The 12,635-nt window shown below is 40.3% G+C and carries 13 protein-coding genes and 1 tRNA gene; 9 read left to right on the top strand and 5 right to left on the bottom strand.

Annotated features, from left to right (window positions below; genetic code table 11):
* Window positions 1-60: 60 nt before the first annotated feature.
* Together tnpA and PZ638_RS16700 are read right to left on the bottom strand one after the other, a co-directional pair.
* On the bottom strand, window positions 61-555 hold the full coding sequence (gene tnpA / locus PZ638_RS16695) for an IS200/IS605 family transposase (protein ID WP_180312677.1): 495 nt from the start codon (window positions 553-555) through the stop codon (window positions 61-63).
* Window positions 556-706: 151 nt separating this feature from the next.
* A tRNA-Ile gene (locus PZ638_RS16700) sits at window positions 707-783 on the bottom strand.
* A 359-nt stretch (window positions 784-1,142) separates the two neighbouring features.
* On the opposite strand from PZ638_RS16700, the gene PZ638_RS16705 reads away from it, so the two are divergent.
* Entirely contained in the window at window positions 1,143-2,216 is a 1,074-nt protein-coding gene (locus PZ638_RS16705) for an NAD(P)H-dependent amine dehydrogenase family protein (RefSeq protein WP_272674650.1), read from the top strand.
* Between the two features lie 45 nt (window positions 2,217-2,261).
* Here the strand turns inward: PZ638_RS16705 and PZ638_RS16710 are convergent, their stop codons facing one another.
* Window positions 2,262-2,837, bottom strand: coding sequence for a GNAT family N-acetyltransferase (locus PZ638_RS16710; RefSeq protein ID WP_226617075.1), 576 nt, complete (start codon window positions 2,835-2,837; stop codon window positions 2,262-2,264).
* Between the two features lie 245 nt (window positions 2,838-3,082).
* Here PZ638_RS16710 and PZ638_RS16715 point away from each other — a divergent pair, with 245 nt between their 5' ends.
* The 3 genes from PZ638_RS16715 (at window position 3,083) to PZ638_RS16725 (ending at window position 6,723) form a co-directional block, all read left to right on the top strand.
* A complete protein-coding gene (locus PZ638_RS16715) occupies window positions 3,083-5,104 on the top strand; it encodes an NADPH-dependent 2,4-dienoyl-CoA reductase (RefSeq protein ID WP_094961530.1) in 2,022 nt (673 codons plus the stop codon).
* Window positions 5,105-5,255: 151 nt separating this feature from the next.
* Complete coding sequence (gene folE2 / locus PZ638_RS16720) at window positions 5,256-6,173, top strand: GTP cyclohydrolase FolE2 (RefSeq protein WP_094961529.1); 918 nt, start codon at window positions 5,256-5,258, stop codon at window positions 6,171-6,173.
* On the top strand, window positions 6,163-6,723 hold the full coding sequence (locus tag PZ638_RS16725; protein WP_004258097.1) for an LbetaH domain-containing protein: 561 nt from the start codon (window positions 6,163-6,165) through the stop codon (window positions 6,721-6,723). The genes folE2 and PZ638_RS16725 overlap by 11 nt, the downstream gene beginning before the upstream one ends.
* 75 nt (window positions 6,724-6,798) lie before the next feature.
* Here the strand turns inward: PZ638_RS16725 and sstT are convergent, their stop codons facing one another.
* Window positions 6,799-8,052, bottom strand: coding sequence for a serine/threonine transporter SstT (gene sstT / locus PZ638_RS16730; protein ID WP_181489394.1), 1,254 nt, complete (start codon window positions 8,050-8,052; stop codon window positions 6,799-6,801).
* Window positions 8,053-8,315: 263 nt separating this feature from the next.
* Complete coding sequence (locus tag PZ638_RS16735; RefSeq protein WP_004258103.1) at window positions 8,316-9,275, bottom strand: TerC family protein; 960 nt, start codon at window positions 9,273-9,275, stop codon at window positions 8,316-8,318.
* Window positions 9,276-9,889: 614 nt separating this feature from the next.
* Here PZ638_RS16735 and PZ638_RS16740 point away from each other — a divergent pair.
* The 5 genes from PZ638_RS16740 to PZ638_RS16760 all read left to right on the top strand — a co-directional run bounded on the left by PZ638_RS16740 (window position 9,890) and on the right by PZ638_RS16760 (window position 12,433).
* Window positions 9,890-10,558, top strand: coding sequence for a DedA family protein (locus PZ638_RS16740; protein WP_004258110.1), 669 nt, complete (start codon window positions 9,890-9,892; stop codon window positions 10,556-10,558).
* Window positions 10,559-10,794: 236 nt separating this feature from the next.
* Complete coding sequence (locus tag PZ638_RS16745; RefSeq protein ID WP_004258145.1) at window positions 10,795-11,100, top strand: ElaB/YgaM/YqjD family protein; 306 nt, start codon at window positions 10,795-10,797, stop codon at window positions 11,098-11,100.
* Between the two features lie 6 nt (window positions 11,101-11,106).
* Window positions 11,107-11,514 carry a phage holin family protein gene (locus PZ638_RS16750; protein WP_004258148.1) on the top strand — a complete coding sequence of 136 codons (408 nt, stop codon included), beginning with the start codon at window positions 11,107-11,109 and terminating at the stop codon, window positions 11,512-11,514.
* Window positions 11,501-11,800, top strand: coding sequence for a YqjK-like family protein (locus PZ638_RS16755; protein ID WP_004258151.1), 300 nt, complete (start codon window positions 11,501-11,503; stop codon window positions 11,798-11,800). Before PZ638_RS16750 ends, PZ638_RS16755 begins: the two co-directional genes overlap by 14 nt.
* A gap of 237 nt (window positions 11,801-12,037) precedes the next feature.
* Complete coding sequence (locus PZ638_RS16760) at window positions 12,038-12,433, top strand: DoxX family protein (RefSeq protein ID WP_004258158.1); 396 nt, start codon at window positions 12,038-12,040, stop codon at window positions 12,431-12,433.
* Window positions 12,434-12,635 lie beyond the last annotated feature (202 nt).

The following is a 12,635-nucleotide window of genomic DNA, read 5'->3' on the forward strand; positions in this document are numbered from 1 at the left end:
GCTTTGTTACCAGCCGCGCCCTAACAGGCGCATAACGGCCCTGACATTTGCATCTATGGATTACTTACGGCCCGTAAACGGGCTGCCCGGATAGGGGATCGACAATTGCTCTCCCAATTTATCCTGTTCTAACTGATGTTTTATATATTCTTGTATTCGTTTCGTATTCTTTCCTACCGTATCAACATAGTACCCTCTGCACCAAAACTCTCTATTTCGATATTTAAACTTTAAATCCCCAAATTGCTCATAAAGCATTAGGCTACTTTTTCCTTTTAAATACCCCATAAAGCTCGAAACACTCATCTTGGGTGGGATTTCTAGAAGCATGTGTATATGGTCAACACAACATTCTGCCTCCACTATCCTGACATTTTTCCACTCACACAATTTCCTTAAAATACTACCTATCGCCCTACGTTTTTCACCGTAGAAAACTTGCCTTCTATACTTTGGGGCAAAAACAATGTGATATTTACAATTCCATCGTGTATGCGCTAAGCTCTTTTCGTCCCCATTGGGACCCCCTTTTGATTTTTTGTTTGACTCTTGCAGTTGCCAGACCGCAAGGTGTTTTAACAAATCAAAAGGGGTTTTAATATCTTATTCAAAGCTGAAAGCTTTACGGAACCCCCAGCCTAGCTGGGGGTTTTCTATGCACAACAAAAAGGAGTTAGATGATTAACATCTAACTCCTTGATAAATTTGGTGGCCCCTGCTGGACTTGAACCAGCGACCAATCGATTATGAGTCGACTGCTCTAACCAACTGAGCTAAGGGGCCAAAGTGGGAAGGATTATACGTGTAGTTTTCGCTTAGGTCTAGTGTTTCGAAACCGTATGCTGAAATTGTGTTCAACTCAATCACTCTTCTTATAATTCAATGCGATAGCATAAGCAATTGCTATCATTTGAAAGTCGTTTTCTGCAATTTTAATGAGCCCTACTATTTTTTATTTAAATCAGTTTCTCACACCTTATCTATATTTAACTTTTACCAATATCAAATTAATAATAAAAACAACATCATAATGACAACTAAATTTATTAAAAATTCCTTGTTCAACCAATTGATATAAAACAATATTTTTTACATTCAGATCTCACAATATGATCTATAGATAATTCGCATATAGGACAAAAATGATGAAAAAAGTACATGCAGTTCAATATGGTTGCGGAAAAATGGGTAAATTTTTGATCCGTTACTTGCAAGAACATGGTGCTGAAATTGTGGCGGCTTTTGATATCAATGAAGCCGTTATTGGCAAAGGTATAGGTGAAATTGCAGGAACGACGCCATCAGGGGTAAAAGTACAGCCGCTACATGAAGCGGATAAAACCCTCGAAATCTTAAAACCTGATGTTGGCATCATCGCAACATTGAGTACCATGGCTGATTTAGAAGATGCATTCTCCTTATTTGCACGTCATGGTGTAAACGCTATTTCAACCGGAGAAGAAGCCCTTTATCCATGGAATTCATCACCTGAAATTACACAAAAGCTTGATGCATTAGCCAAAGAAAATAATTGTACCCTTGCAGGAAGTGGCTACCCAGATATGTTTTGGGGGGTGCTCATTGACACTTTAGCAGGCTCCATGCACAAATTGGTGAAAATTAAAGGTTCTAGCTGCTATAACGTTGAAGATTACGGTATCGCTCCCGCTGTCGGCCACGGCGTGGGTTTAACCGTTGACGAGTTCGACAAACAAATTGGTAACTATAACGACTTACCTCACGATGTTATTTCACAGAAAATCGAAAGCGGTGAATATGCACCACCGTATATGTGGACACAAAATGGTTGGTTATGCAGCCGACTTGGGTTAACGATCACCAGCCAAACTCAGCGCTGTGTACCGCAAATTGCCCAACAAGATATTTACTCCGACACCCTCAAAATGACCGTGAAAAAAGGGGATGTATTAGGCTTATCTGCAGTGGTAATCACCGAAACCGCAGAAGGTATTACCCTCGAAACAGAGTGTATTGGGAAAATCTTAACAGCGGATGAGTGCGATAAAAATAGCTGGCAGTTAATTGGAGAACCTGACACCTCAATTGAGGTGAAAAACCCAGCAACCGTAGAATTAACCTGTGCAAATTTAGTGAACCGTATTCCTGCACTGATTAATAGCCCTGCTGGCTATACCACCACAGAAAAAATGCCAAATAATGTGTTTATGACCAAACCCATGCATGAATATTTATAGCTAATATCGCCCACCTTTCGGTGGGCGACTTACCTACAGCTAACCTTAGCGCGGTTTCACCATCTGCCATTCTAAGTGGTGTTTTACTGACGGCCACTCTGACTCGATAATGCTATATACACAGCTATCACGCAGTTCACCCGTTTTAGTTTTCATATGATTACGCAAGATACCATCGAGCTTAGCCCCTAACCGTTCAATGGCTCGACGACTTTGGCTATTTAAAAAATGTGTACGAAACTCCACTGCAACGCAATTTAATTCCTCAAAAGCATGCTTTAAGAGCAAATATTTAGCTTCTGTATTTAATGCGGTGCGTTGTACTTCTATTCCATACCAAGTGGCTCCGATTTCAACCCGCCTTACTGCATGGTCCACACGATTGTAAGAAGTAATACCAACTGGTTTACCGCTTCGTTTATCGATCACCACAAAAGGTAAGCATTCCTTTTTCTGGAAATTTTCCAGGCGCTTTTCCACATCTTGAGAGAAATGCTCAGGCTCAGGAACTAAGGCATACCACAAATTATTCAACCCATCTCGTCGAATGATATCTGCCAATTCGACATCATATTGGTGGGATAGAGGTTCAAGGCGAACGTATTCACCTTCTAAAGTAATAGCTTAGCAAATCTCTTTCATCATGGTTTCCCCTATATCGTTCTTTATGCTGTGTGTCTCTTTTTTTAATCTCTGTTTATGACATAAAAATAAAAAAACACCTATTTTTTTATGACACTCAGCTATTTAACCGAAAACATATGATAAAAATCACAAAATTTTAACATCTTTACCAAATTGCAGCTTCATTACGCTACAGTTAACTCATCTGACCTGTTAATGAAATCCCGAATGGGAGTATAATAATGAGCAATTTTCCACACCTTTTTACCCCGCTTGATTTAGGCCATACCGTCCTAAAAAACCGTATTTTGATGGGTTCAATGCATACTGGGCTTGAAGAGCACCCACAAGGCAGCGAGCGACTAGCGCATTTTTACCGCCTACGCGCTGAAAATGGTGTCAGTCTGATCATTACCGGTGGTATCGCCCCCAATCCAGAAGGAGCACTTACCGCTCATGGCGCGGTATTAAACGATAAAAACCAGCTTTCATTTCATCAACAAATGACGGATGCCGTCCACCAAGCTGACGGTAAAATCGCCTTACAAATCTTACATGCAGGGCGTTATGGCCTGCATCCTAAATTAGTTGCACCAAGCCCTATTCAAGCAGAGATTATTCCATTCGCCCCCCGAGAACTCTCAACTGATGAAGTTGAAAAAACGATTGATGACTTCGTGACAACAGCCAAGCTAGCTCAACAAGCTGGCTATGATGGTGTCGAAATTATGGGATCTGAAGGTTATTTAATTAACCAATTTATCACCAAACGTACCAACCATAGAACCGATGAATGGGGTGGAAGTTACACAAACCGAATTCGTTTTCCCATTAAAATCGTACGGCGAATACGGGAAGCCGTTGGCGCTAACTTTATTATTATTTACCGGCTTTCCATGCTGGATTTAGTTGAAGATGGCTCAACGTGGGAAGAGGTTGAATTACTTGCCAAACAAATTGAAAACGCGGGTGCGAGTATGATCAACACCGGTATTGGTTGGCACGAAGCTCGAGTACCGACGATAGCAACGCAAGTTCCTCGCAGTGCATTTAGTTGGGTTACGCAAAAATTAATGGGGAAAGTGAATATTCCACTGATAACCACTAACCGCATCAATGACCCTTTTGTTGCAGAACATATTATTGCCAATCACCAAGCGGATATGGTTTCAATGGCTCGGCCGTTTCTGGCTGATGAAGCATTTGTTCGTAAAGCCGCAGAAAATCGAGCAGATGAAATTAACACTTGCATTGGTTGCAACCAAGCCTGTCTCGACCTGATTTTTAGTGGAAAACTGGCCAGTTGTTTAGTTAACCCACAAGCTGTTAGGGAAATGGATTATCCCAACGAAAAAGCCGCACTGAGTAAATCCGTTGCGATTGTTGGTGCTGGGCCCGCTGGGTTATCTTGTGCAATTTACGCGGCAAAGCGTGGGCATCGTGTCACTTTGTTTGAAAAATCTAACCATATAGGTGGCCAATTTAACCTCGCTAAACTGATACCTGGCAAAGAAGAATTCCATGAAACCATCCGTTACTTTTGCCGCCAGTTACAATTATTGAATGTTGATGTACGCCTTGAACAACAAGCCGATGTTGACTGTTTATCGGGGTTTGATGAAGTCATTATTGCAACGGGTGTCATCCCACGAAAAATCCAGCTCGAAGGGGTTGAGCACCATAAAGTCATTTCCTATATCGATGTCATCACCAAACAACGCTCTGTTGGAAAAAGTGTCGCTATTATTGGCGCTGGAGGGATTGGCTTTGATGTTGCTGAATTGCTAACCCAAGAAGGGAAAAGCAGCAGTTTAGATAATTCACTCTTTAATAAAGAGTGGAATATTGATACCACAATTCATTCTAAAGGTGGTGTATTACCCCCACAAAAAGTCCCTATGGCATCAGCTCGTCAATTGTATTTATTACAGCGGAAAAACAGTAAAGTGGGAGCAGGCCTCGGTAAAACAACCGGTTGGGTACATCGTTTATCACTAATGAAACGCGGTGTTCAAATGCTAAATGGCGTGGAATACATGCGAGTTGATGACGAAGGGCTCCATATTCGCTATCAAGATAAAACACAGTGCCTGCCTGTTGATAATGTCATTTTGTGTGCAGGGCAAGAGCCTTACCGCCCATTAAAAACACAACTAGCAGAACACGGGATCAACGCCCATGTGATTGGCGGTGCGGATGTTGCTGCAGAACTGGATGCCCGCCGAGCAATTGAGCAAGGGATGAAAACCGCATATCAGATTTAGCCTCTTCATATCCCCCTAAGGTGAGCCTTTTATCTGAGGGGGAACTGCACTCCTTAACCTAACTGATATTTATACCTCTTTTTCTTCACCCCAAACAATTGTTATGTTATAACATAACCACTATTTGTAAATTAAGAATGGCTGAGGGGTTATGACAGTATCAACTGAATTACGTTGTTCATCTTTACCGGATGCGCAAAAGGAAAATGATATTTATAGCAATATCAAGCTAGACTGGGTCGGTATGACAGGGATTGCTTTACCTATTGAGATAGCGGGTCGTCCAATCAACGCACTTGTTGATGTCGGTACTGATTTACAAGGACAGAAAGGAATACACATGTCCCGGCTGTATCAGACCTTAGATGGACTCACACAGCATGAACTAACCCCCAATTTGATTCAACAGGCTCTAGAGCAGATTTTAATATCCCATAGCCATGTATCATCGAAGTCATCTCTTCGACTTTATGGCGATATTTTATTATCTCGCCCTTCTTTAGTTTCTCACCAGCATGGATGGAAAGCATATCCATTTGAAATAAATGCAAATTTCAACAAATCATTTATTATCTGTTTAAAAGTTGGGGTTCCTTATTCATCGACATGTCCTAGTGCCACGGCACTCAGTACCCAAGTGATTCAACAACAATTTGCTATTGAATTTGAGGACGAGACACAACCATTATATCCCACTCAAGTTTTCAACTGGCTAGCTAAAAATGGGTTACCCGCTACACCACATAGCCAACGCAGCTGGGCATGGGTAACCATAGCGTTGAAAGCTAGTCATAAAATATTTCCCATCATTGAATTAATTAATCAAATTGAAAACGTGCTTTCAACACCTGTACAAACTGTTGTTAAACGTAATGATGAACAAGCTTTCGCTATCGCAAATGCCCAAAACCTGATGTTTTGTGAAGATGCAGCGAGAAAACTAGTCATGGCTTTTCGTCATCAATGTCACTATGACGAAGTGAACATTAATATAGAGCATCAAGAAAGTTTACATGCACATAATGCAGTTGTTCACACGCACTGGAAACGGAGTACTCATGCTGCGTAAAAATCCATCAGGACACTCCCCTGTTATTTCAGAAAAAGCCTATATCGACCCTACCGCAATTATTTGTGGCAAAGTCATTGTTGAAGATTACGTGTATATCGGCCCATATGCAGTCATCCGAGCTGATGAACTCAATGAAGAGGGGGATATGTCACCGATAGTAATAGGCCCACATTCAAATATTCAAGATGGTGTTGTTATCCATTCTAAAAGTGGGGCTGGAGTACAAATTGGCTCACATACTTCAATAGCACATCGTGCCATTGTCCATGGCCCTTGTAATATTGCTACACGAGTATTTATTGGTTTTAATAGCGTTCTATTTAATTGCAAAATTGGGGAAAACTGTGTTGTTCGTTATAACGCTGTTGTTGATGGTTTAACGCTACCCCCTGCTTTATATATTCCATCCTGCGTACATGTAAATGCCCACAGTGATTTATCTCAGTTTAAGCAAGTTGACCGCGCCTCTTTGCAATTTTCAGAAGAAGTTGCCGCAACTAATGTGCAGTTAGTCGAAGGTTATCGCCGCTTACGTAATGAGTTTTAACTCAATAACCCACTAAAATAAGGGCAGAGTTCACTTTCGCTGTCTCTGCCCTTTCAAAATATATTTAATTAACAATTAATCACGATGAGATAGCCGCGCTTCAGCGTTAGCCAGTTTCTCATCTTCCGCTAAGCACACCGCTGCAGTAAATAACACGTCAGTTGAAGAGTTAAGCGCCGTTTCTGCTGAATCCTGTAATACGCCAATCATCACACCAACCGCGACCACTTGCATCGCAATTTCATTTGAAATACCGAACATGTTACAAGCTAATGGGATCAGTAATAGTGAACCGCCGGCAACGCCTGATGCGCCACATGCACACACCGCAGCAACCACACTTAATAACAGTGCCGTTGGGATATCAACTGGAATACCTAGAGTATGTACGGCGGCTAACGTCAGTACTGTAATCGTTACCGCTGCACCAGCCATATTAATGGTTGCACCTAATGGGATAGAAACAGAGTAAGTATCTTCATGTAGATTCATGCGACGACACATCCCCATATTCACAGGGATATTTGCTGCTGAACTACGTGTAAAGAATGCTGTTACCCCGCTTTCACGTAAGCAAGCGAGAACTAATGGGTATGGGTTACGTTTCATTTTCCAGTAAACAATCAATGGGTTAACAATGAAAGCAACAATCAGCATACAGCCAATCAATACTGCGAGAACGTGAATATAGCCTTTTAAGGTTGCAAAGCCTGTCGTTGCGATAGTGGAAGCAACCAAGCCAAAAATCCCTAAAGGCGCTAAACGGATCACAACCCGTACCAGTTGTGTTACTGCATTAGAAAAGTCATGAACTAAAGTTTTTGTGGTTTCATTTGCATGGCGCAGTGCAATACCCAGCCCGACCGCCCACGCTAAAATACCAATATAATTGCCCTTAATCAGTGCGTCGATAGGGTTCGCAAATATATTGATTAGCAAGCCTTTTAACACTTCAGCAATATTACCCGGTGGATTTAGCTGTGTATCACCTACCGCTAAGACTAAATTTGACGGGAACAGGAAAGAACCAATAACGGCGACAACCGCGGCAAAAAATGTTCCTAAAATATACAACACCAGTATAGGTTTGATATTGGTTTTTTGCCCTTGGCGGTGGTTAGCAATGGATGACATTACTAACACCCAAACCAGTACAGGAGCAACAGCTTTTAACGCACTAACGAATAAATCCCCTAACAACCCGACATTTTTTGCAGCAGATGGCCATAACCATGCAAGCAAAATACCCGCTATCAAGCCAACCAGTATCTGTTTGACTAGACTACCTTGGCTAATAACTCGCCATAACCCTGTTTTATTTGTATCCATAATAGACCTATATTATTTATCTTTATTAGGAATTAAATGTGTTTGCACAGCAAGTATAAGGAATAATAGTCGCCTGAAAAGGCAATTATTCAAAATATACACAATGATTGACTTTGTTTAACAAACATTTTACATAACTGTGATCTCAATAGAGTTTTGTTTCTTATAGTAGAATGGGATAAACAAAATGGTTGAGTGTTTTCAGGGGGTTAAAAAAAATCCCCTGCTTTTACAGCAGAGGATTTAAAAATAAAAAAGATAAATTAACTTTTTGCTTCGTTGCGTTTATTAACAATTGCATTAATGATTAACGTCACGACTAAAATTGACGCAATCACACCCAACGAAATCGGTGTTGGGATATGGAAAATATCAATCAATAGCATTTTTATACCGATAAAGCTTAAAATTACCGCTAAACCGTATTTTAGCATTGAGAACTTTTCAGCAACCCCTGACAGCAAGAAGTACATGGCACGTAGGCCTAAAATTGCAAATAAATTCGATGTTAAAACAATGAATGGGTCAGTCGTCACCGCAAAAATAGCGGGTATACTGTCCACCGCAAATATCACGTCACTAATTTCAACTAAAATCAGCACTAAAATAAGTGGGGTCGCAAATAGGACGCCATTACGTTTAATAAAGAATTTTTCACCATGTAATTCATCCGTCATACGTAAATGAGAACGAACCCATTTTACTAGCGGTTTATCCGTTATTGGCGAGTCATCTTCTTTGGCAAAAGCCATTTTCAAACCAGTAAATAGCAAGAACAAGCCAAATACATACAAAATCCAGCTAAATTGTGTGACTAACCAACTACCTGCAAAAATCATAATCGTACGAAGTACGATAGCGCCTAATACTCCATAAACCAACACACGACGCTGTAAAGTTGCAGGAATGGCAAAATAACTAAATAACATCAACCAAACGAATACGTTATCAACAGCTAATGCTTTTTCTAATAAATAACCCGTTAAGAACGCCATGGTTTGGCTATCAGCAAACTCACGCCCTACGTTCTCATTAAGATACCACCAAAAACCCGCTGCAAAGAGAAGCGAAAGCGTTACCCACACGATACTCCAAGCCGCAGCTTGTTTCATCGACATTGCTTGGCCTTTGTGTTTCCCTTGCCAGAACAAATCAATGAGTAACATAAGTAAAATAATAACGGCAAAACTACCCCATAAAATCGGGTTACCAACTGAGTGCATTTTCCTTTCCCTTAAAAAACAAAAAACGGCTGATATCCAGAAGACATCAGCCGCTTAAAATTCGTTAACCACAAGCTATTTCTTTTGGTTGTAAATTATGAGCAAACCCCGCCTTCTGGCAAGGTCTCACTTACAACACAAATAACCTAAAAATAGGGAACTGTGGTGCTCGGCTACCGGGTGTAATGTGTACACCGTAATGACGATAAACCGACAAGAAGAAGTTACTCCCCTTTGCTATGGCGATAAGATACGGTAAATAGTCTTAAAATGCAATAATTAGCCTTTATTGTTTTATCGTTATTTTTTTACATTAAAAGATAAATTAACAAGTATATTTCGCATACTCTCGGTAAAAAGCGGGTTAAACGCCATTTTTAAGCACTTTACATCGTTCCATGCCGCGCAATAAATCGTAAAAATCGGCCAAAACTTAAATGAATTCTAAAAATAAGCTTAAAATTTACTGTTTAGTTATTTTCTGTTTTGTTAAAGTGAGCGTGCTTTACACTAACAGCCTGAGGAAACACTACTTTCACTTTGGCATTCACTTAATCCATTTCTCCCTGCCCAACAACAAGTTTGTTGCTGTTATTGCCGTTTAGGAAACATTAATGGAATTAGTTAAAGAACTTTTTTTCGCCCTTTGGCACCAAGATTATGTCACCCTATCTAACCCATCGTTAGTGTGGTCGATTTACTTCATGCTGTTCGCTATCTTGTTTCTTGAAAACGGGGTGTTGCCTGCAGCGTTTTTACCTGGCGATAGCTTATTGATTTTAGTTGGTGTTCTCATCGCTAAAGGCACATTAAGTTATCCGCTCACTATTGTAATTTTAACCGCTGGCGCCAGTTTAGGCTGTTGGGTTGGTTATATACAAGGGCGATGGCTGGGGAACACACGAATAGTTAAAGGCTGGCTTGAGCACTTACCTGAACACTACCACCAACGCGCTTATGGCTTGTTCCACCGTCATGGCCTCGCTGCCTTGTTAATTGGTCGTTTTTTAGCTTTTGTCAGAACACTACTTCCAACAATAGCAGGGCTAGCTGGCTTGCAAAACGGTCGTTTCCAAGTATTCAATTGGTTAAGTGGCCTACTGTGGGTGTTAATTTTGACTGCAATTGGTTATGGCTTTGGTAAAAGCCCGATTTTCCTACAATATGAACATCATATTATGAACATTTTGATGTTGATCCCTGTAGGGCTACTGATCCTTGGCTTAATTGGTAGCATTGCTGTTGTCGTTAAGAAAAAATTCTCAAATAAAAAAGCGAATTAATTCTCCATGCGGGAACTCTCAGTTCTCGCATTTTCATTTTTACTTAATTTTACGTCTTAGTATCCCCACTCCCCGCAATTAAATTAACTAACAGATATTTATGGCATTTCTATAAATACTGTTTTTTACATTTTTTCTTAACCCCTAATTTTTTATTGAATAACTCATTGCACTTAATGCAAAAACAGTTATTGTTAATACAGTGAAGTTTCTTTTCTATTGATAGGAGGTTCTATATGTCATCAAATCATTCATCAGAAGACCTACGCGCAGAACTAAAAGCGTTAGCAGATTCTCTTGAAGCCGTATTGAATGATACAGGCGAGAAGTCGAAAGAAGAGATTGAAAGCTTGAAATCCAAAGCGAAAGATGTACTTTACTCATCTCGCGCTAAACTCGGTCAAACCACCGAAAGGATCACTGAGCAAACTAAAGAAATTGCGGGCCGTGCAGACAACTATGTCAAAGAAAACCCATGGACTGGTATCGGTATCGGTGCTGCTGTTGGTGTGGTTCTTGGCGTACTTCTCGCGAAACGTTAATTGCTTATGGAACAAAATCAACAACGTCAGGGCCCCGGTAAAGGGGTCCTTGAAATACTGCAACGCATTGCCAGTATTACCGTTAATATTGTTGAAACTCGCCTTCAACTCATTGCCGTTGAGCTCGAAGAAGAGAAAGTTAATTTTATCCAGTTGTTATTGTTAGTTGGACTAGCGCTTCTTTTTACTGCTTTTGGCCTAATGTGTTTAATTGGTCTTATTTTTTGGTCTGTTGACCCTGTTTATCGTTATCAAGCACTTGCTATAACAACAGGGTGCTTAGTCCTACTCGCCATTACCTTTGCTATTTGGGCTCTTAAAAAAGCAAAGCAGTCTACCTTATTGAGCTCCACACGGGAGCAATTAAGCCAAGACGCGAATGCATTAGCAGGTAAAGATAATGACCAGAAATAAACGCCAATTACTTGCCGCAAAAAAACAACGGTTACTCAACAGAATTGAGCAGCAACGGAGCGACCTTGCTGCAAGTTCTGAAGATTGGCTACGAGTGACCGCTCCTTATGACCGTACATGGAAAACCTTCGTTACCTTCCGTCCTTTATTTATTGCGGCAACAGGCCTGCTTTCGATTTATTCACTGAAAAAACCCAAACGCATACTTCAATTAGGGAAAAAAGCCTTCACAATGTGGGGTATAGCAAGGACAATTCAAAGTACGATCAATGCAGGAAAGAAGTAATTTCAATTAAAATCAATATGCTAAATTAAGCCTCTTCACTTTAGCTAGCTCCCCTTCATCACCATTCAATTTTTTTGACTATCTTTGTTAATAAGCTTTGCTTTTTATTGAATAAGCAAATGACTATTATAAGCCCATCAAATGTTTTCTTACCTATTTGTGCTGAAAACAACATTACAAAGCGACACATATCGCAAATACTTTATATTTAATGGCTTATTAGTCTGGAGAATCTTAATGAAAAATTTAGAAAATGGTGCGGTATTGTTAGCTCGTATTATGATGCCAATTCTGTTCATTGTTGCTGGGTATGGAAAACTGGGAGATGCATACGCAGGAACACAACAATACATGCAAGCAATGGGTGTTCCAGGCTTTTTATTACCTTTAACCATTTTATTAGAACTTGGTGGCGGTTTAGCCATTCTATTTGGTTTCTTAACACGAACTGTAGCCCTATTTACTGCAGGCTTTACCGTATTAACGGCGCTACTGTTCCATATCGACTTTAGCGTTGCACCAAATAGTTTAATGTTTATGAAGAACTTTACTATCGCAGGCGGTTTCTTACTATTAGCAGTAACCGGCCCAGGGAAATTTAGTATTGACCATTTATTAAATAAAAAATGGTAACTCCGATTTCATTATCACCCTTATTACCTTATTGACTTTATTTGTTTGTCCAACTTATACCTCCCTCGGGAGGTATTTTTTTATTTAAATCTTTTGAATCGCTACCAGCAAACCCTACTCGTAAACTCTAAATAGTTTGAGTTGTAGGTAGGCGACAAATTAGTCGAGCGGTTTTATCTTTTCAGCCACGGTTAACTTCTAA

The organism is Providencia hangzhouensis, assembly GCF_029193595.2.
Classification (GTDB): Bacteria; Pseudomonadota; Gammaproteobacteria; order Enterobacterales; family Enterobacteriaceae; genus Providencia; species Providencia hangzhouensis.

Excerpts from the sequence above, each read along its gene's own strand:
- PZ638_RS16705 (WP_272674650.1), top strand. The coding sequence starts at position 1,143 with ATGATGAAAAAAGTACATGCAGTTCAATATGGTTGCGGAAAAATGGGT.
- PZ638_RS16715 (WP_094961530.1), top strand. The coding sequence starts at position 3,083 with ATGAGCAATTTTCCACACCTTTTTACCCCGCTTGATTTAGGCCATACC.
- folE2 (WP_094961529.1), top strand. The coding sequence starts at position 5,256 with ATGACAGTATCAACTGAATTACGTTGTTCATCTTTACCGGATGCGCAA.
- PZ638_RS16725 (WP_004258097.1), top strand. The coding sequence starts at position 6,163 with ATGCTGCGTAAAAATCCATCAGGACACTCCCCTGTTATTTCAGAAAAA.
- sstT (WP_181489394.1), bottom strand. The coding sequence starts at position 8,052 with ATGGATACAAATAAAACAGGGTTATGGCGAGTTATTAGCCAAGGTAGT.
- PZ638_RS16735 (WP_004258103.1), bottom strand. The coding sequence starts at position 9,275 with ATGCACTCAGTTGGTAACCCGATTTTATGGGGTAGTTTTGCCGTTATT.
- PZ638_RS16740 (WP_004258110.1), top strand. The coding sequence starts at position 9,890 with ATGGAATTAGTTAAAGAACTTTTTTTCGCCCTTTGGCACCAAGATTAT.
- PZ638_RS16745 (WP_004258145.1), top strand. The coding sequence starts at position 10,795 with ATGTCATCAAATCATTCATCAGAAGACCTACGCGCAGAACTAAAAGCG.
- PZ638_RS16750 (WP_004258148.1), top strand. The coding sequence starts at position 11,107 with ATGGAACAAAATCAACAACGTCAGGGCCCCGGTAAAGGGGTCCTTGAA.
- PZ638_RS16755 (WP_004258151.1), top strand. The coding sequence starts at position 11,501 with ATGACCAGAAATAAACGCCAATTACTTGCCGCAAAAAAACAACGGTTA.
- PZ638_RS16760 (WP_004258158.1), top strand. The coding sequence starts at position 12,038 with ATGAAAAATTTAGAAAATGGTGCGGTATTGTTAGCTCGTATTATGATG.